18 protein-coding genes are annotated in these 17645 nt (G+C 65.0%); 10 read left to right on the top strand and 8 right to left on the bottom strand.

Annotated features, from left to right (window positions below; genetic code table 11):
• Nucleotides 1-19: 19 nt before the first annotated feature.
• On the bottom strand, nucleotides 20-1183 hold the full coding sequence (locus tag JVX98_RS10040; RefSeq protein WP_205238492.1) for a sensor histidine kinase: 1164 nt from the start codon (nucleotides 1181-1183) through the stop codon (nucleotides 20-22).
• A gap of 278 nt (nucleotides 1184-1461) precedes the next feature.
• On the opposite strand from JVX98_RS10040, the gene JVX98_RS10035 reads away from it, so the two are divergent.
• From JVX98_RS10035 to JVX98_RS10020, 4 genes are all read left to right on the top strand, one after another.
• On the top strand, nucleotides 1462-1605 hold the full coding sequence (locus JVX98_RS10035; protein WP_034793319.1) for a hypothetical protein: 144 nt from the start codon (nucleotides 1462-1464) through the stop codon (nucleotides 1603-1605).
• 246 nt (nucleotides 1606-1851) lie between these two features.
• Nucleotides 1852-2373: a GNAT family N-acetyltransferase gene (locus JVX98_RS10030; RefSeq protein WP_205238491.1), complete on the top strand. Its 522-nt coding sequence runs from the start codon at nucleotides 1852-1854 to the stop codon at nucleotides 2371-2373.
• A 365-nt stretch (nucleotides 2374-2738) separates the two neighbouring features.
• Nucleotides 2739-3143: an MFS transporter gene (locus JVX98_RS10025; protein ID WP_205238490.1), complete on the top strand. Its 405-nt coding sequence runs from the start codon at nucleotides 2739-2741 to the stop codon at nucleotides 3141-3143.
• 84 nt (nucleotides 3144-3227) lie between these two features.
• Nucleotides 3228-3650 carry a hypothetical protein gene (locus JVX98_RS10020; protein ID WP_205238489.1) on the top strand — a complete coding sequence of 141 codons (423 nt, stop codon included), beginning with the start codon at nucleotides 3228-3230 and terminating at the stop codon, nucleotides 3648-3650.
• A gap of 47 nt (nucleotides 3651-3697) precedes the next feature.
• Here JVX98_RS10020 and JVX98_RS10015 read toward each other — a convergent pair whose 3' ends face one another.
• Nucleotides 3698-4600, bottom strand: coding sequence for a LysR family transcriptional regulator (locus tag JVX98_RS10015; RefSeq protein WP_192446536.1), 903 nt, complete (start codon nucleotides 4598-4600; stop codon nucleotides 3698-3700).
• A 290-nt stretch (nucleotides 4601-4890) separates the two neighbouring features.
• Here JVX98_RS10015 and JVX98_RS10010 point away from each other — a divergent pair, with 290 nt between their 5' ends.
• The 5 genes from JVX98_RS10010 (at nucleotide 4891) to JVX98_RS10000 (ending at nucleotide 10094) form a co-directional block, all read left to right on the top strand.
• On the top strand, nucleotides 4891-5664 hold the full coding sequence (locus JVX98_RS10010; protein WP_192446537.1) for an SDR family oxidoreductase: 774 nt from the start codon (nucleotides 4891-4893) through the stop codon (nucleotides 5662-5664).
• 399 nt (nucleotides 5665-6063) lie between these two features.
• Nucleotides 6064-8376: a mechanosensitive ion channel family protein gene (locus JVX98_RS10005; protein WP_205238488.1), complete on the top strand. Its 2313-nt coding sequence runs from the start codon at nucleotides 6064-6066 to the stop codon at nucleotides 8374-8376.
• A 232-nt stretch (nucleotides 8377-8608) separates the two neighbouring features.
• Nucleotides 8609-8740, top strand: a complete 132-nt coding sequence (locus JVX98_RS32535) for a hypothetical protein (RefSeq protein WP_256364289.1) — start codon at nucleotides 8609-8611, stop codon at nucleotides 8738-8740.
• Nucleotides 8741-9072: 332 nt separating this feature from the next.
• Nucleotides 9073-9195: a hypothetical protein gene (locus tag JVX98_RS32530; RefSeq protein WP_255380501.1), complete on the top strand. Its 123-nt coding sequence runs from the start codon at nucleotides 9073-9075 to the stop codon at nucleotides 9193-9195.
• Nucleotides 9196-9701: 506 nt separating this feature from the next.
• A complete protein-coding gene (locus JVX98_RS10000; RefSeq protein ID WP_205238487.1) occupies nucleotides 9702-10094 on the top strand; it encodes a hypothetical protein in 393 nt (130 codons plus the stop codon).
• A gap of 105 nt (nucleotides 10095-10199) precedes the next feature.
• Here the strand turns inward: JVX98_RS10000 and JVX98_RS09995 are convergent, their stop codons facing one another.
• From JVX98_RS09995 to JVX98_RS09985, 3 genes are all read right to left on the bottom strand, one after another.
• The gene (locus JVX98_RS09995) at nucleotides 10200-11000 is read right to left on the bottom strand and encodes a nucleotidyltransferase domain-containing protein (RefSeq protein WP_371826540.1); all 801 of its coding nucleotides are present in this window, start codon (nucleotides 10998-11000) and stop codon (nucleotides 10200-10202) included.
• Between the two features lie 82 nt (nucleotides 11001-11082).
• Nucleotides 11083-12123: a cell division protein FtsZ gene (gene ftsZ, locus JVX98_RS09990; protein ID WP_192446540.1), complete on the bottom strand. Its 1041-nt coding sequence runs from the start codon at nucleotides 12121-12123 to the stop codon at nucleotides 11083-11085.
• 449 nt (nucleotides 12124-12572) lie between these two features.
• On the bottom strand, nucleotides 12573-13181 hold the full coding sequence (locus tag JVX98_RS09985; protein ID WP_192446541.1) for a glutathione S-transferase family protein: 609 nt from the start codon (nucleotides 13179-13181) through the stop codon (nucleotides 12573-12575).
• 238 nt (nucleotides 13182-13419) lie between these two features.
• Between JVX98_RS09985 and JVX98_RS09980 the strand changes: the two genes are divergently transcribed.
• The gene (locus JVX98_RS09980) at nucleotides 13420-13716 is read left to right on the top strand and encodes a hypothetical protein (RefSeq protein WP_192446542.1); all 297 of its coding nucleotides are present in this window, start codon (nucleotides 13420-13422) and stop codon (nucleotides 13714-13716) included.
• 12 nt (nucleotides 13717-13728) lie between these two features.
• On the opposite strand, the gene JVX98_RS09975 is transcribed toward JVX98_RS09980, so the two are convergent.
• From JVX98_RS09975 to JVX98_RS09965, 3 genes are all read right to left on the bottom strand, one after another.
• Nucleotides 13729-14769, bottom strand: a complete 1041-nt coding sequence (locus JVX98_RS09975) for an ABC transporter ATP-binding protein (RefSeq protein WP_205238486.1) — start codon at nucleotides 14767-14769, stop codon at nucleotides 13729-13731.
• Nucleotides 14757-16463 (bottom strand): iron ABC transporter permease, encoded by a 1707-nt coding sequence (locus JVX98_RS09970; protein ID WP_205239422.1) that lies wholly within the window; start codon nucleotides 16461-16463, stop codon nucleotides 14757-14759. The genes JVX98_RS09975 and JVX98_RS09970 overlap by 13 nt, the downstream gene beginning before the upstream one ends.
• A 74-nt stretch (nucleotides 16464-16537) precedes the next feature.
• On the bottom strand, nucleotides 16538-17518 hold the full coding sequence (locus JVX98_RS09965; RefSeq protein ID WP_205238485.1) for an ABC transporter substrate-binding protein: 981 nt from the start codon (nucleotides 17516-17518) through the stop codon (nucleotides 16538-16540).
• Between the last annotated feature and the right edge of the window lie 127 nt (nucleotides 17519-17645).

The raw sequence follows: 17645 nt of genomic DNA, 5'->3' as shown, positions 1-17645 counted from the left end.
CCAGCCGTCGTCGCCTCGCTCAGGCCGTCACGACCGGCGCGGTGTCGATGGCAGCATCGGCAAGCCGGTCGGCAACGGGTGCTCTCAAAGGCATGGTCACGGTCACGCGGAAATGCGCCGGGGAGACCGGTCCGGCGATGAGCGAACCGCCTTCGGGGAAGCGCGCCTTGACGCGCTCTTCGACGTTGGCGAGCCCCACGCCGAGCCCGGACCGTTTGACCATCGGTAAGACCTCGCCGGCATCCGACACGTTGTCGACCGAAAGCTGCAGCCGGTTTTCCGCCTGCGATGCGCTGATCGTGATCTTCAGATCGCCGGAAGAGCACCCGAGCCCATGCTTCACGGCATTCTCGACGAGCGGCTGCAGGATCAGGCTCGGCACCAGCGCCGTCCTCAACTCTTGCGGAATGTCGAGCGTGACGCTGATGCGATCGGAGAAGCGCTCCTTCTCGATCGCCAGATACTCCGATTGCAGCGCCAGTTCTTCCGAAAGCGCCAGGTCCCGCAGCGGGTCCATCTCGAGCGTCTTTCGCAGAAACGACGACAGCGACATCACGACCCGGCTCGCCTGCGACGACGCGCCCTCCTCGATCAGGCCGACGATCGAGTTCAGCGTGTTGAACAGGAAGTGCGGGTTGATCTGGTAGTAGAGCGCCTGCATCTTCGCGGTCAGCGCCTCTTCGCGCGTGATCGCCAGCCGGCGCTCCTGCGCGCGGACCTTCAGGTTGTACATGTAGGCGATGAAAAAGCAGGACCAGCCGAAGAACAGCGAGATGCCGTAAAATAGCGTGTAGCAGACGTTCTCGATCGTATAGTCGATGCCGATGGCGGGCTTCACATAGGTGAACAGGTGATAGTCGACGGTGGTTGCGACCGTCGATGCCAGAATGGACAGGACCGCCGACACGAAAACCTGGGCCGCGATGTTTTTCGCCCGCATCATCGCCACGATGTGGGAAATCATCAGCGTGATCAGCACGCATACCAGCGACACGACCAGCTTGATCGGCGCGTAGTCGACAGGATTGACGCCCAGCACCACCCAGAGCCCGCCGGTCATGAAAAACTCGGCCGCCCAGAAAGAGAGCACGAGCTTGATCACCCGGGAAAAGAACGCTGCGGCGCTCGTATCCGAATGGTCCATGTCGAAGGTTTTTCGGTAGAAACTTCCAAGCACCATCATTCCGGCCACCATCCGCATTCAGTCGTTCGCGTCGTTCAATCTATTTGCCTCAATTAGCGAAAATCAACCAGTGCAGGCAAATCAACCTTTGTACGCCTTGGGAATGGAGGGCGCTGTGTACGCGTTGGGGCTCCCTGCGCGGTCAAGGAAGCCAGCATAGTAGGTCAGGTCGTCCTCCCAGGCCGCATCGCCCTCTGCGCGCATCTTCGCCGCTATCCCATTGTCTTTCCTTGAGAAGCTCCTATTTCCCAGACGAACCACCGAAAAAGGAGCTCCGCATGAACCGAAACGGCCTCTATCTCGTCATCGCCCTGCTTGCCGTCGCCGTCGTCGGCCTCGGCATCTATGTCTACCAGGAAGAGACGAAGCCGGGCGTCGAGATCAAGATCGGCCAGGACGGCGTTTCGGTTCAGGAAAACTAGGACGCAGGCAACGGGCCGAGCAATGAAGGCCGGGCACAGCGGCCCACCGCCCGTTGACCGCCACAAAGGCCTGGCTCTATACCAAGATGCTCGCCTGAACTGAGCAGAGGAATTGTCGATGCTGGAGCTTGTTCTCACCCACTGAGCGTCTCGATCGGTCGAGACGCGAAACCGCGCCACCGGCGAACGATATCCGTCGTTCGCAGTCGATGGCGCGCGACCACGGTTTCAAGAACAGGTTTTACCATGACAATCACCGACATCCGCTCCGAACAAGCGAGCGATATCCCCACCATTCGACAGATCACCAAGGCAGCTTTCGCGCCGATGGCCTATAGCAGCCGGACCGAGGCCGAAATCATCGACGCGCTGCGCGACGCCGGTGCCTTGACGCTCTCGCTGGTCGCCCTCGACCAGGGCGAGATGATCGGCCATGTCGCTTTCTCCCCGGTCACGATCGACGGAGAGGACCTTGGTGGAGACGATATCGGCTGGTACGGCCTCGGCCCGGTCTCCGTCAGGCCTGACCGCCAGAAAGGCGGCACCGGCGGCAGGCTGATCCGCGAAGGCCTGGCGCGCCTGGCCGGCACCGGCGCGAACGGCTGCGTCGTCCTCGGCGAGCCGGACTACTACCAGCGCTTCGGCTTCGAGCACCACGCCGGCTTGTACCTCGATGGCGTGCCGGCCGAGTATTTCATGGCCCAGGCGTTCGCAGGCCCGGTGCCCTCCGGCCGCGTCCGCTACCACGCAGGCTTCGACGCAAGCTGACCTCACCACATGCCTCGGAGCGGGATGCGGCGCCCCCCATACCGCTCCGATCGGTGCCAGCCGATCGCTGGCCGCTGCACGTCTTTGTCGGTCGCTGGTCGACAAGCCGGACGGGGACAAGCGCATGGCCGGCCTCAACTGGAGTGGCGCGGCAGCGACCGGGTTCGACCTTCGCGCCCGCACGAGGTCCGCCGGTGGCTGCTCCAGGCGCAAGGCTGATAACTCGCCGACACCGGGGACGTAACACGCACCGTTTCGACGCCGCTCACAAGACCGAGTATAGTGCCGCCCCTGCGGCTCGTGGGCGCAAGGTGGAACGCAAGGGCCTTTCCCGAAGGGAGTTCGTCGCGCTCGTGGCCGCGCTGATGGCCATCGAGGCGCTGGCGCTCGATATCATGCTGCCGGCCTTGCCGGAGATCGGCGCTGCCTCTCAGGTCAGCGATCCGAACGACCGCTCCCTCGTCCTCACCGTCTTCCTGATCGGCTTCGGCCTTCCGCAGGTGCTGTTCGGGCCGCTCTCCGATCGCTTCGGCCGCCGCCCGCCCATTCTCATCGGCCTTGCCGTCTATATCGCCTGCGCTCGCCTCGCCCGCCATGGCGGACTTTGCAGCACTGCTGTCGCTGCGCTTGATGGCGAGCCTCTGCCTCTTCGGCGCCTGCGTGCTCACCTGTTTCCTCGTCGCCGAGAAGGGCCGCCTGTTCGGCGACGGCAGCGTCAGCACGGCGTCGGCGCTGGACGCACGAGCATCTTGATTTTGCCTCCTGAATGACCGCCCATGGCGACAACCGTCGCGACTCGCCGCTGCCCGGCGATCGCGGGAGGACCGCGAAGTCGAAACGCCAAAGGTGCCGCGTTGAAATCAAGCGTTTCCTTCACCGCCACACTGCTGCTCGTGGCCGCATCCGCGCCCGCCTCTGCGGCGATGGCCGGCGAGACGAGCACCGCGCCCTCGGGCACCTATTGCGGGCAGCTCTCCTCCGCCGGCGTGCTCTCGGATGCCGAGACGCATTTCGAAACCGCCGCCGATGGCACGGTCGTCGGCAAATATGTGTTTTCCGATCAGGGCCACTCCGTCGACGGCGAGCTTGCCGAAACCGGCGACGATGGCGACAGCAGCGATCTCACCCGAAGCTTCATGTGGCGCGACAAATACGGCTACGGCCAGTTGTTCGTCACCTTCACTCCGGATTTCTCCGAATTCGTCGGGAAGTGGAATGCAGGCGGATCAGAGTTTCTGCCGTGGGACGGCCACCGCTGCCACCAGGCAATCAGCTAGCGCGCACAAGCAAGGCCGTCTTTCGCAACAAAGCGGGTCCAGCCCCCTCACGCCGCAACCACACCCCGCATCAGCCCCTCCAGCCAATCCGCAAACACCGTGAGCCGGCGCGACAGATGCTGGCGGTGCGGATAGAGCAGCGCCATCGGCATCGGGGCAGCGTTGTGGTCCGGCATCACCGCGACAAGCCGCCCTTCGTGGATGTGGTCGATCACATCGAAGGCCGGGATCTGGATGAGGCCGAGGCCGGCGAGGCAGCAGGCGATGCTGCCTTCGGCGCTGTTGACGCTGACCCGGCCGGCCACGGAAACCGTGCGCGCCTCTCCCGCCTCGATCCACTCCCAGTCCTCCACCCGGCCGCTCGAGGGAGACGCATAGTTGACCGCGAAATGTTCGGCGAGATCGGCGGGTATTTTCGGCGTGCCGTGGCGGGTGAGATAGTCGGGGCTTGCGACATTGATCAGCCTGAGCGTGCCGAACGGCCGGGCGATCAGGCCGGAATCGGCAAGCGGCCCGACACGCAGCGCACAGTCGACGCTTTCCTCGATCAGGTGCACCGCCCGGTCGGTCATGCCGAGATCGATGTCGATGCCGGGGTAGCGCGCGAGGAACTCCGGCAGCGCCGGCGCCACGATCAGCCGACCGATGCGGCTCGGCAGGTCGACGCGCAGCCGCCCGGTCGGGCCGGAAGCGCTGCGGCGAAACAGGTTCTCCGCCTCGTCCATATCGGAAATCAGCCGCAGGCAGCGCTCGTAGAAGGCGGCGCCATCCTGGGTCGGCGCAACCTTGCGGGTCGTGCGATGCAACAGCCGCGTTCCGAGCCTGGTTTCGAGCGTCTGCACCGCCGCAGACACCGAGGAGCGCGGCAGGCCGAGCGTATCGGCCGCGCGGGTAAAACTGGCGCTTTCGACGACGCGGGTGAAAATGCGGAAAAGCTCGATCCTGTCCATGCCAGTTGCATCCATTGTTCGTCATTTCTGACAAGTCATGTCATGGACGGACGCTTTATGCCAGCGACGCCGACGATATTCTCTCCCTTGCGATGCGCGTCGCAGTCCGCCCTCACGTTGGCGGCGGCACGGCCCGCGCTATTTCGAAACGCGGCGTGCGGCGTTCGTGACGATCAACAGGCCCGCTGCCGGCCGTCAGCACCGGAGCAGTCACGGGACCGCGTGTTGACGACAGCATCCCCGCTCGCCGCAAACCGGCCGCAGCAAGCGGCCGACAAAAGGAGAAACCCATGGCAGACCACAGCATCAACGGCAAAACCGTCCTCATCGCCGGCGGCGCGAAGAACCTCGGCGGCCTCTTGGCGCGCGATTTCGCCGAAAACGGCGCCCGTGGCGTCGCGATCCATTACAACAGCGCGGCGACGAAGGCGGCAGCCGACGAGACCGTGGCCGCGATCAAGGCGACCGGCGCGGTCGCCCACGCCTTTGCCGGCGATCTCACCAGCGCCGCCAATGTCGAAAAGCTCTTTGCCGATGCCAAGGCGGCGCTCGGCGGCATCGACATCGCCGTCAACACCGTCGGCAAGGTCCTGAAGAAGCCCTTCGTCGAGATCACCGAGGCCGAATATGACGAGATGAGCGCGGTCAATTCCAAGTCCGCCTTCTTCTTCCTGCGCGAGGCCGGCAGGCATGTCAGCGACAACGGCAAGGTCTGCACCCTCGTCACCTCGCTGCTCGGCGCCTTCACGCCCTTCTATGCGGCCTATGCCGGCACCAAGGCGCCGGTCGAGCATTTCACCCGGGCCGCCGCCAAGGAATTCGGCGCGCGCGGCATCTCGGTCACGGCAATCGGACCCGGCCCGATGGACACGCCTTTCTTCTATCCGGCCGAAGGCGCCGACGCCGTCGCCTATCACAAGACCGCCTCAGCCCTCTCGGCCTTCTCCAAGACCGGCCTCACCGACATCGAGGACATCGTCCCCTATATCCGCTTCCTTGTCTCCGACGGCTGGTGGATGACCGGCCAGACGATCCTCGTCAACGGCGGCTACACGACGAAGTGACCGTATCGCGCGGCGAGGGTCGCGCTCTCATCCGGACGGCGACGTCGCCCCTCATCCGCATGCCGGCACCTTCTCCCCGCCTGCGGGGAGAAGGGACACGCGGCACCCGCGCGCCTCGTCTCAAAGCAAGCGAGCAAAGCGGGGCGATGACTGCAGAGCGGCTCCCGGCGGGCCTCTCCGATATCAACCACGCCTGCCACATCTTCGACGCATCCCCTCTCCTCGCCTGCGGGGAGAGGGTGAGGGTCAGCGGCTGGCGCGATTGCCTCTCAAGGGCAGCAAGGCACGTCCGTTACCGCCGCGTCCCTGCCCTACAAAATTCGATTGGAATTTTAGAACGTTATATAATGTGATGCATGGGGCCGCATGGCGGACAACCGATCTCAGTGGATGAACTTCATGGCGCATATCCCGTTTCTCGTCCGTCGCCTCCTGGCAGGCCTCGTGCTCCTTCTGGCAGTTGCCCTGCCCACCCTCGCGCAGACGACGCCGCCGCCGGTCACCGTCATCCTGACGCCCGGCCAAAGCCCTGCCGAAATCGAGGCGATCCTGCGGGCTGCCGCCAAGGCTGGCGGGCCGGTGACCGTCGAGTGGCGGGAGGGTGCCGGCAAGGCAGCGCCCGCAGCCGCAACGCCGGGTGATGCGGCGACACCTGCCCCGGCCGACACAGCAACGCCAGCGGCCACGCAGAACGCGGCCGACGCTCAAGCCCCCGCAAACACAGAGAATGCCGCAGCCACGCCGGCCGCTGCCCCGGAAGACAGTCTGGACACGCTTTCCGCACGATTTATCAACGGCTTGCAAATGGGCGTTGCCGGCATGTCCGGCATCGCCGGGGTCATGGCTGACGTTGCGGCAGGCATTCGCGCCGAAGGCTGGTCGGTGGCCTCGGTCGCGGCAGTGGCCGCACTTGCCGTTGCCGCCGGGCTTGCCGCCGCCTTTGCCTGCCGCCTCGTCATCCATCGCCTGTTCGGCGCCTCCTTCGAGGTGGTGGACCTCTTGCACCGCATGCGCGCCTCGATCATCCGGCTCGGCTTCGACATCGCCTATCTCGTGATCTTCGCCGCCGTCGCCCACGGATTTGCCCATCTGCTCCTGGCGCGCGGCACCGCCTCGGCCGAGCTTGCCCATGCGCTGATCACCATTGCCGTCGCTTCCGCCGCCTATGCCGTTGGCGCGCGCTTCCTCTTTGCCCCGACGCGGCCCGAGATCCGCCTGCTCGACATCGCCCACCCGCGCTTTCACGCCAACATGCTGTTCGCCTATGGCGCGTTCGGCGCCGTGGTCGGCGCCAGCCTGCGCTTTGCCCACCAACGCGGGCTCGACGTTGCCGCCACCGACGGCTGGCTGCTGATCGGCGTCACGATCCTGACGCTCGTCAAGCTCCACTGGTTCATCGCCGGCGCGAGCGATATCCGCGCGCTCTTTGCCGGCGAAAACCCCGGCCCCGTGCGTCGCGCTATCGCCTTCGGCGTGCCGGAGTTCTATGCCTTGAGCGCCATCGTGCTCTGGCTGATGAGCGTGATCGTCGCCGGCAGCCCCAACAGCGCGGCCTGGAGCTTTGCCGGCGGCATGACGCAGATCATCCTGCTCGCTCTTCCGATCCTCGCCTTCGGCATCCATTCGCTGGTAGGCGCCGCCGCCGAGCGCCGTCGCACGCCCGCCTCATCGAGGCTGCACGCGGCGATCTCCGGCAGCATCCAGACGGCGCTTGCCGGCGCCACCTGGTTGATCGGCCTGCATATCATCATCGAACTCTGGCGCTCGGTCATGGTCCAGCACGACACCGCCGCTGCCGTCGGCTGGATCGTCGTTCTCGAGCGCATCAGCCTTGCGGTCGTCGCCGCCTGGGTGATCTGCAGCTTCCTCTGGCGCAGCTTCGAAGCCTTTGCGCCCACCGCCCGCCTCGCTTTGCCCGGCGACAGCGAAGACGACACGGTGGTCCAGCAGACAAGCCGCCTCTCGACCATCCTGCCGCTCGTGCGCAACCTCATCTTCGGCGGCATCTTTGCCGTCACCAGCCTCGTCATCCTCTCCGCGCTCGGCATCAACATCGCGCCGCTGATCGCCGGCTTCGGCGTGCTCGGCCTTGCCCTCTCCTTCGGCTCGCAGACGCTGGTGAAGGATGTCGTCTCCGGCATCTTCTTCATCGCCGACGATGCCTTCCGCGTCGGCGAATATGTCGATACCGGCAAGCTCAAGGGCACGGTCGAGCGCATCTCGCTGCGCTCACTTCGGCTGCGCCACCAGAACGGCCAGATCCATACGATCCCCTATGGCCAACTGCAGGCGGTCACCAATTTCAGCCGTGACTGGAGCACGGTGAAGTTCGAGCTGAAATTCGAGCGCGATGCCGACCCCGAGAAAATCCGCAAGACCATCAAGAAGGTCGGCCTTGCCATGCTCGAAGACCCCGAGATCGGCGGCGAATTCCTCGTGCCCCTGAAGATGCAGGGCATCCAGGACGTCACCGAAAACTCGCTCGTCGTGCGCCTCAAGTTCACCGCCCGCCCCGGCAACCCCAGCATCCTGCAACGCGAATCGATGAAGCGCCTGCTGCCGGCGCTGCGCGAAGCCGGCCTCGACCTCGCCTCCAACGCCGTCACCGTGCGCTCCGGCGCCGCCGGTGCAGCCGAGGCGGAGGCGGCCGCTGCCAACCTGGCACTGGCGCGAAAGCCGGTGGCGGCCGAAACGGCGGACGCGGAGGGATAGGCAGGCATACGCTGGCGGCAGCGGTGGGGACAGGCCGGTGCTGTGGCGAGACGAAAGCGCCCACCCTGCTCTCGCAGCCTGGACGCAACAACGTCCGCCGCCAAGACATCATCTCCGCCCACCGCGATCCGGCGACAAGGACCCGCAATCAGTCCACGTGCCGCGACGACCTTTGCGTGTATGGTGGGCCACGCGGGCGCGACAGGAGCGCCTTTCGATGGAGCATTCGGGAATGGATAACGATCACCTCTGGTACTGTCTCGTCGGCACGAAGGATACCAACACCGGCATGGCCCGCTTCCTGCTCGCCGTCGGCGCATTCATCGTGCTCTTCGGCATCCTCTTCTGGCTCCTCGGCCTCTAGGGCCGTCCGACGTCCATCCCCCAATCCGACACGAGCGTGCAGAAGAAACCGAGCGGATACGCAGGCGCGCCTCAGGCGTCCGAAGGCGCATGGCTGCGCCCGGCGCCCTTCCGTTTCTCAAAAGGACCAGCCCGCAGTACACCGCAAAGCTGCATGCGCCCGCACCTTCTCGCTGTCCCCGCGGGAACAATAGTCGGCTCCGGCCATTTGCTAGAACAGGTTCAACGAAAGGCCGAAAGGCCTTTGACCGGAAAGCTGAAGGCTTCCGGGTCGAGCAACGCCCGGCGCAACGAAGGATCAAGGCCGGGCAAGAAGGAAGTCGGAGCAACGCCATGCGCATCATCCTGGTAGCCCTTGTCGCCTCAGTCATGAGCATACTGGTGTTCAAATATGCCGACCATTCGCTCGGCAACACGCAGATCGTTGCAACGGCCGAACAGCTGGCCGCACTTTAAGGTTCCCCCTTTGATCGAAGGTTTCCCTCTTTGATCGCGCTGGAAGCGGAACGATGCTTCGGCCCGGTGCCGCCCGCGATCCCCATCTCTGACTGAAGGCGGCACCCGCACTCGAAGTGCCATCACGAGGATTGCCTTGTCCAGTCGGCGCGAAGGACATCGTTCGCGGTCCGCCGCCGCCCGCAAACCGCTACCGTTTTTATCCCAACGTCTTTGGCCGCTGCCCCGCAGGCGGACAGACATAGACACGTCGCCGCCACATCCCTCCCTGCCCGTCCCACCCCGCTTCGGCCGAGCGATGCAATTGGTAGCGCCCAATTTCGCAACCTCTAATAGACACCGAACGATCGGAGAACGGTCCGAGCACGAAAGTGGTTTTCTCCTAGCCTCCTCCCCCATTTGGGGGAGGAACATTTCGTGAAACCACCCGAGGCGAAAGCGCGCATCTTGCTAACCGCTAAAGTTGTCTTACATAGGCATGGGCAACAATTTATACGATTGAATAAATGAACCTCCGTCTCGTCGCCGGCAGCATGTCCGTCGCTCTCCTGTGCATCGTCGCAATCGTCCTGTTCGCGCCGCGAACCGAGCAATACATGAGCTATTCCAAATATGAGTGGACCCTGTCGGCGCTGCGCAAGCGCCCGGGCGCGCAACCGCAATATGTCGAGGCCTGCGTGTCGGAGTACCTGCCCGACCTCAAGGACGATGCGCTGGAGGGAACGCCCTATTCCAGTCGCGAGGAAATGGCGGAGGACGTCTGCCGGCGCTACTTCAAAGTGTTCGTCGATGGCAGGCTGACCTTCGCCGAGTTCAACCGCTCAATGTACGAGGAACTTCCATTCTCGGTGGTCGAGGAAGCAGAGCGCCGGGAGCCGCGCCCTCCGCGCAGCGAGTGAAGGCCAAAGGTCTCGCCTCTGCACGCACTGTCGCTGCTGGCTCATCCAGCACTTCGTAGCGGTCAGTTCCGTCAGCGCTCGCCTGAGAACGTCCCGGCCGCGCATTCACTCGACGAGACTCCCAGGACGCCGTGCACCCGCCGGCGCTGTCCGCCGATCCCCGGCAAACAGCGGCCCGCCATGCGGCGCCAGCTCTTCTTCGGCCAGCCGGATCAAATCCGCCGCCTGTCCTGCGCTGGCGTTGCAGACAGCCGCGTCGAAACGCTCCGCAAGGGCCGCGTCGGCCCGCAGGAGCAGCCGCGGCAGCCATTTGCCGCGGCCGGACCATCTCCCGCGCCCAAGCAGCATCAGATCGGCGAGCGGCCGCATCAGTTCGGCGGCAATGGCGCGGATCTCGGCGGCCGGGCGTGGATCGCGCAGATCGTCCACCAGGTCGGTGATCTGGTAGCGCAGTCCGTTGCGGATTTCCGGTGTCAACGGCGCCGGTCCTCGCTCCAGGCGTTGTCGCGCCTCGGCCTGGAGTGCTTCGGCACGCGCCCGCTCAGGCCCGATCGCAACACCGCCCGCCACCATGTCCGTAAGCACCGGGCAGCCGCCCGCCATGTCCTGGTCGGCAAACCAGTTGAGCGTCTCGAAATCGTGCACGAAGGCTTCGACCGGAAAGCCGTCGAAATGAAAGCTCTCCCGCCAGGCGGCAGGCAAGGCCTCGTGCAGAACCACCAGGTCGATATCCGAGCTTTCCGTACCCTCACCGCGCAGGATCGAGCCCGCAACGATCGCAAAGATTGCCTGCGGAAAGCGTTCCGCAAGCACTGCCTCGGCCACCATCACCGCCCTCGCCGCGCGGCCCGCCGCCGCTGGCGGGTGCTTTTCCGCCTCCCCGGTGTCTCCAGTCTCGTCGCGCATTCAAGCCTCCAAACGCAAGAACCCTCCCGATATGGCGTCATCACATCGGGAGGGTCCTTGAAGCAGGCGATGGATGCGTATGCTATTGCAGCGTGCGGGTCGGTACAGGCTCTGACGCCGGCTGGCCGACGGCGGCCCCTGCCGGGTTGGCGGCTGAGCGTGCGCCATCGAGGCCAGTCGCGACCACGGAGACGCGGAACGTGCCGTCGAGCGAGCGGTCGAAGATCGAACCGACGACGATGTCGGCCTCGTCATAGACCTCTTCGCGAATGCGGGTCGCCGCTTCGTCGACTTCGAACAGCGTCATGTCCATGCCGCCGGAAATCGAGATCAGCACGCCGCGCGCGCCGCGCATTGACACTTCGTCGAGCAGCGGGTTGGCGATCGCCGCTTCAGCCGCCTTGAGTGCCCGGCCCTCGCCGGTCGCCTCGCCGGTGCCCATCATGGCGCGGCCCATACCCTTCATCACCGACTTCACGTCGGCGAAGTCGAGGTTGATCAGGCCTTCCTTGACGATCAGGTCGGTGATGCAGCCGACGCCGGAGTAAAGCACCCGGTCGGCGATCACGAAGGCATCGGCAAAGGTGGTCTTGGCGTCTGCGATGCGGAAAAGGTTCTGGTTGGGAATGACGATGACGGTGTCAGCCGCCTCGCGCAGGCGCTCGATGCCCTGCTCGGCCGTCTCCATGCGGCGCTTGCCCTCGAAGCTGAAGGGCTTGGTGACGACGCCGACCGTGAGGATGCCCGCCTTGCGCGCGGCCGCCGCAATCACCGGGGCTGCGCCCGTGCCGGTGCCGCCGCCCATGCCGGCGGTGACGAAGCACATATGCGTGCCGCCGAGGTGATCCATGATCTCGTCGATCGATTCTTCCGCCGCCGCCCGGCCGACATCCGGCAGCGAGCCGGCGCCGAGACCTTCGGTGACGGCAGCGCCGAGCTGGATGATGCGCGACGACTTCGACATGGCAAGCGCCTGCGCGTCGGTGTTGGCGACCACGAAATCGACGCCCTGAAGCCCTTCGTTGATCATGTTGTTGATGGCGTTGCCGCCACCGCCGCCGACCCCGATCACGGTGATCTTCGGGCGCATTTCGGTGATCGTGGGCTTCTTGAAATCGGTCATGGCTTGTCTCCTAGAGCCAGCGCCTTGCGGGCGCCCGGCAGCGGCGAATCGGGCAGCTTGTATTTTAGGAATTGAAAAAAGCCATGGAGAAGGCAAGCAAAAAGGGCGACGCGCCTATCCACATATGAATTTTAGCGGGGGCGCAGAGGCGGCCGGACTTCCGCCGCAGAATGGCGAAAACATACAAACAATCAAATCTTTACGCCACATCCGCCCCTCGACCTGACCCTCTCAACGCTGCGCGGAGAGAGGAGACGCAGTCGATGGCCGGCTCCCAAACAGGGACGCGCGGCAGCAAAGACGACTGCCGCGATTGGCTGATCGAGCCTCTTTCCGCTGAGATTGACGGGCGAGCGAGCGGCTGCCGCAAGTTCCCTTGTCCCCGTCAAAACGGCGAGAAGGTTCCGGCAAGGGGATGCGGGGCCGATCGCCGTCCCTGCGCTTTGCCCCTAGGCTTCAAAGCTCGGCCGCGCGCGCACCCGCTCCAGCCAGCCCTGGACGTTTTTCGCCGAGCCCGGGATCTCCATGCCGAAGACGTCGCAGAGCCAGGCGGTAACGCCGGCGGTGATGTCGGCGATCGAGAACTGATCGCCGGCCAGATACGGCCGACCGTCGGAAAGCTCGTCGTCGAGCCAGCCCCATTTCTTCGGCACGGCCACCCGCTCGGTCTCCGCAAAGGCCGGAAACTGTGTCAGCCGCTCGGCAAAGAAGGCATCCGAATGCAGCGCCACATTGCCGACGGTACCGAGGATGACCAGTTCGGCGCGACGGTTCCACATCTCGATCTTGGCGCGGCTGACGGCATCATGGCCGAAGAGCTGCGGCTCGCGCTTCGTCTCTTCGAGATAGCGGCAGATCGCGACGCTCTCGGTAATAATCGTGCCGTCGTCGAGCTCCAGCACCGGGATCTGGCCGAGCGAATTGACCGCCAGGAACTCCGGCGCCTTGTGCTCACCCTTGGCGAAATCGACATCCACCATCGGCAGCGAAATCCCCTTCTCCGCCATGAAGATGCGCACGCGATACGAATTCGGTCCCATGCCCTGATAAAGCTTCATCCTATCCTCCTGTCGATGAGGCGACCGCCCCGTTCCTCCTGAACCGCCTTTAAGCGGGATACTGATTGTTTATAGCAACCGGTTTCATTTAACTCAACGGTTTATTTCAAGGCACGATGAATTTTGTGGGCTGGTGCGGGAAATGGCGGAATCCCTTCAGACGTCACAGGCGACCGAGCCCATGCACTTGAAGCGGTCAGGGCGTCATGCTTCCTTCACTTGAAAACAGGAGCTTGCCATGTTCGCCCGATCCGCCGTCGCCTGCCTCGTCCTCGTCCTTGCCACCGGTCAGGCCACGGCCGCCCTTGCGCCGAATTTTCAGCGTGCCCGCGAACTGAACGCGGTCATCAACGCGGTCGCCGTCGCCGTTCCCAAACACCCGATCGACAAGGTCATCAGCCAAGGCCGCGACCGTTATGCCGTCGTCGCCGGCAAATGCACGGTCATCGCGCGGATCGTCGGTCTGCCGGCAAAACCGGGCGTCGTCGGCCCGCGCCAGTTCGAGGTCGAACTCGACAAGCCCGATTGCGAGTGACGCCAACCGTCCCTAGAGCCTCCATCCCTGGCTCATCACGAACCGCGCCGTGTCTCCCGGCATGATCGCCCTGTCGCCAAAGGCTTTCAACGACTGGCCATCCGGCAAAGCCAAGGTCAGGGCAAAACGCTCGCCCTCAAAGACGCAGGAGACGACGCGGAGCGCCATGCCCTCGCCGTCGTGGCGCACATGTTCCGGGCGCACGAGGACGTCACGAACGGCGCCATCGCCAGCACCTTCCATGCGGACGCCAGGAAGCGCTGAACGCAGCAGCGGCCATTCCAGCGCCCGCGGCGCGCCCTCCGGTACCGCGAGCTTGAGCACCGAGCCGCGGCCGATGAGGCCGCCGACGATGGCGCCTTCGGGTCTGGCGTAGATCTCGGCGGGCGGCGCCATCTGCATCAACCGCCCCTCGTGCATCACGGCGACATCGGTCGCAAGCGCCATCGCTTCCGCCTGATCGTGCGTCACATAGATCATCGTCGCGCCAGAGCGCTCGTGGAAGATGCGGAAGGTCTCCTCCATCGACTTGCGCAAATGCTGGTCGAGATTGGCAAGCGGCTCGTCGAGCAGCACCACGTCGGGCGAAGTCACCAGGCAGCGGGCGAGCGCCACCCGCTGGCGCTGACCGCCGGAAAGGGCTGCGGGTCGGCGGTCGGCATAGTCCGTCAGTTTCACCAGCGCCAGAGCATCGGCGACGCTCCGTTGCCACGCCGAGCCCGAAATGCCCCGCACTTTCAGCGGATAGCCGACATTTTCGGCCACCGTCATGTGCGGCCAGAGCGCATAGGACTGGAACACCATCGCCATGTTGCGCCGCTCCGGCGGCAGCGCCCGCGCGGCATCCGAAAGCCGCCTTTCGCCGAAATCGATCGAGCCGTCGCTCGGCTGCTCGAAGCCGGCAATCATCCTGAGCACCGTCGTCTTGCCGCAGCCGGACGGCCCGAGCAGCGCCAGGAAGCCGCCCTCCCGCACCGTCAGCGACACATCCGAAACCGCCGGCCGGCCGCCGCCGAAATCCTTGGTGAGGTGATTGAGGATCAGTTGCGCCACGGCAGCACGCCTTTCGGAAGGTGGTTTGCAAGCGCCTCGAGTGCCGCCATCAGCACCACGACCATGACGACCACGAGCACCGAAAGGGCTGCGGCCAGGTCCGACGAGCCGCTGTCGTCGAGATTGAAGATGGCAACGCCAAGCGTCTGGGTGCCGGCCGACCAGAGCAGCGCCGAGACCGTCAGCTCGTTGGCGGCGATCAGGAAGACGAGGATGATCGCAGCCCCCGCCGCCGGCGCCACCAAGGGCAGGATCACGTCGCGCATCCGCCTGAAGAAACCGGCACCCGCAAGGCGCGCCGCCTCTTCCAGCGACGGGTCCATCTGCAGGAAAGCACTCATCACCGGCTTGAGGCTGACGGCGAGGAACGAGGAGAAGTAAGCAATCAGGATGATCCAGATGGTGCCGTAGAGCGAAACCTTGAGGATCGGCAGAGGTGCGGCAAAGGTGAGGATGAATGCGACCGCAAGCACGATGCCCGGCAGCGCATAGGGGATCTCGATCAGGATGCCGAGCGTATTGGCAAGCCACCCCTTGCGCCGCGTCATGAGATAGGCCGCGGGCACCGAGACGGCGAGCAGGCCGAATGCGGCCGTTGCTGCAAGGAACATCGAATTGCCAAGCGCCTTCAGCGTCATCGGCTGACGAAAGAGGATTTCTTCGTAAGCGCGAAGCGACACGGTCTGAAGGTTGAGCGGCACGCCATAGGCCGGCACCACCGAGCTCGCGACAAGAGCGGCGAGAGGTGCGACCAGCACGAGAAGCAGGATCGCCACGAGGACCAGCTCGACGACCGGGCGGAAGCGGCCGAGCGAAAAGGCGGCATTCGCCCCGGAAAGGCCGATGATGCGGTAGTCCCGGCCGACAAGCGCCTTCTGCTGAAGGATCAACCCGGCGGCGGCAATGACGGCGATCAGGCTGGAGAGCAGCGCGATCTCGCCGAAGGTGCCGGCGCCGAAGCTGGCAAGCCGCGTATAGATCAGGGTCGGCAGCACCTCGATGCCCGCGGGAATGCCGAGGATCGCCGGAATGCCAAAATTGCCGACGCCGGAGACGAAGGCGATCGCCGCACCGGCAATCAGTCCCGGCAGCGACAGCGGCGCGACGATGTCGCGAAAGACGCGAAGCGGCGTGGCCCCGGCAAGCCGTGCCGCCTCCACCCCGTCGCGCGGCGAGGCCGATAGGCCCGCTTTCAGCGCCAGGAAGACGAGCGGCGCATGCTGCACGCCGAGCAGCAGCGATATGCCAGCCAGCGAATAGAGCGGCTGCGGGCTGCCGAGCGGCGGCGCAATCCCGAGGGTTTTTAACAGCGGGCTCGCCGGCCCGGTCATCTCCACCCAGGCAAGGGCCGTCACCTGCGGCGGGATCATCATCGGCAGCATGAAGGCGAAGCTGAGCGTAAGCTTGCCGCGCACATCCGTCAGCGCCACCACGAAGGCAAAAAGCGCGCCGATGACGACGGAGACGACCATGCCGCCGGTCGCCGTAATCAGCGTGTTGCGGATCGCCGCAAAGGTCGCGGGCTCCGTGAGCACGCCAATCGACCGGCCGGAGACGAGCCCGGAAAAACCGGCCTTCGCCAGGCTGAAGAGCGGCAGCAGGCAGAGAAGAAACAGGCAGGCGAGAACGAAGGGCGCCAGCCAGCGCGGCTCGGCAGCGGGGCTGGCGCCTGCCCGTAGCTTGGGCGCGCCCATCGTCCGGCCTTGAATGGGAAAGCGCAGCCAGCGGGGCCGGCTGCGCGCATCGTTACGTTTCAGCATTGAACCGATCAGTTCGTGCCGAAGATGCCGGAGAAGGTTTTGAGGTCCGCATCGGAATTCTTCACGGCCTCGGCCGCATTGACCGGCAGCACCTTGATCGTCTCGCGCGCCGGATAGCCCGCAGGCAGCGCCACGCCGTTGCGGGCCGGAATATAGCCCATCTTCACCGCCGTCTTCTGGCCTTCCTCGGACAGCAGGAAGTCGACGAACTTCTTCGCCGCCTCGACGTTCTTGGCGGTCTTCAGGATGCCGACGGGCTCGGTCACGGCAGACACGCCCTCGGCCGGGAAGACGAATTCCACCGGCGCGCCCTTGGCCTTCTCGCGGATCGCTATGAAATCGACGAGCATGCCATAGGCCTTCTCACCGGTCGCAACCGCCTTCAAGACGCCGCCATTGCCGCCGGCAGCCGTGGCGCCGTTTGCGGCGAGCGCCTTGTAATAGTCCCAGCCGAGGCCATCGATGCCGGTCAGGGTCTGAGCGTGAATGAGAGCCGCACCCGAGGTCAGCGGGCTCGGCATGGTGACGAGGCCCTTGGCCTCGGACTTCACGAGATCCTGCCAGCCCTCAGGCTTCATGGCGGCGGAGGTATTGTAGACGATCCCGGTGGTGATCATCTTGGTCGAGTAATAGGCGCCGTCCGCATCATAGAGCGCCGCGTCGTAGTTTGCCGCTTCCGGCGACTTGTAGTCGGCGAGATGGCCGGCTTCCTTCAGCCGCTGCATGGTCACGGTGTCGGCGATCAACAGCACGTCGGCCACCGGATTGCCGGCCTCGATCTCGGCCATCAGCTTGGCCATGATCTTGGTCGTGCCCTCGCGCACCCATTCCACCTCGATGCCGGGATTGGCGGCCTGGAACGCGTCGACCGTCGCCTGCGCATCCTCGTTCGGCTGGCTGGTATAGAGCACCAGGCTCTCGGCATAGGCCGCGGTCGAAAGCAGGCCTGCGACAACAGCGCCGGCAAGGACGGAGACAAACGATTTCATGGATATACCCTCGTGTTGAAACTGGCGCCGAGGGATAGGGCCACCCTTTTACAGGGGTATGACAGAACCGGGGGACGCGCGATCTGTGGGTCCCGATGCAGGTCGCGCAAATGTGCGCAGCGGTTTT

Origin of the sequence: Ensifer sp. PDNC004 (assembly GCF_016919405.1) — a bacterium.
Lineage (GTDB): Bacteria > Pseudomonadota > Alphaproteobacteria > Rhizobiales > Rhizobiaceae > Ensifer.
Note: the sequence above shows the minus strand (reverse complement) of the source record. Positions and strands in the feature narration are given on the sequence as shown.

Coding starts and splice junctions, on each gene's coding strand:
- JVX98_RS10040 (WP_205238492.1), bottom strand. CDS start 1,183: ATGATGGTGCTTGGAAGTTTCTACCGAAAAACCTTCGACATGGACCAT.
- JVX98_RS10035 (WP_034793319.1), top strand. CDS start 1,462: ATGAACCGAAACGGCCTCTATCTCGTCATCGCCCTGCTTGCCGTCGCC.
- JVX98_RS10030 (WP_205238491.1), top strand. CDS start 1,852: ATGACAATCACCGACATCCGCTCCGAACAAGCGAGCGATATCCCCACC.
- JVX98_RS10025 (WP_205238490.1), top strand. CDS start 2,739: ATGGCCATCGAGGCGCTGGCGCTCGATATCATGCTGCCGGCCTTGCCG.
- JVX98_RS10015 (WP_192446536.1), bottom strand. CDS start 4,600: ATGGACAGGATCGAGCTTTTCCGCATTTTCACCCGCGTCGTCGAAAGC.
- JVX98_RS10010 (WP_192446537.1), top strand. CDS start 4,891: ATGGCAGACCACAGCATCAACGGCAAAACCGTCCTCATCGCCGGCGGC.
- JVX98_RS10005 (WP_205238488.1), top strand. CDS start 6,064: ATGGCGCATATCCCGTTTCTCGTCCGTCGCCTCCTGGCAGGCCTCGTG.
- JVX98_RS32535 (WP_256364289.1), top strand. CDS start 8,609: ATGGATAACGATCACCTCTGGTACTGTCTCGTCGGCACGAAGGATACC.
- JVX98_RS32530 (WP_255380501.1), top strand. CDS start 9,073: ATGCGCATCATCCTGGTAGCCCTTGTCGCCTCAGTCATGAGCATACTG.
- JVX98_RS10000 (WP_205238487.1), top strand. CDS start 9,702: ATGAACCTCCGTCTCGTCGCCGGCAGCATGTCCGTCGCTCTCCTGTGC.
- JVX98_RS09995 (WP_371826540.1), bottom strand. CDS start 11,000: ATGCGCGACGAGACTGGAGACACCGGGGAGGCGGAAAAGCACCCGCCA.
- ftsZ (WP_192446540.1), bottom strand. CDS start 12,123: ATGACCGATTTCAAGAAGCCCACGATCACCGAAATGCGCCCGAAGATC.
- JVX98_RS09985 (WP_192446541.1), bottom strand. CDS start 13,181: ATGAAGCTTTATCAGGGCATGGGACCGAATTCGTATCGCGTGCGCATC.
- JVX98_RS09980 (WP_192446542.1), top strand. CDS start 13,420: ATGTTCGCCCGATCCGCCGTCGCCTGCCTCGTCCTCGTCCTTGCCACC.
- JVX98_RS09970 (WP_205239422.1), bottom strand. CDS start 16,463: ATGGGCGCGCCCAAGCTACGGGCAGGCGCCAGCCCCGCTGCCGAGCCG.
- JVX98_RS09965 (WP_205238485.1), bottom strand. CDS start 17,518: ATGAAATCGTTTGTCTCCGTCCTTGCCGGCGCTGTTGTCGCAGGCCTG.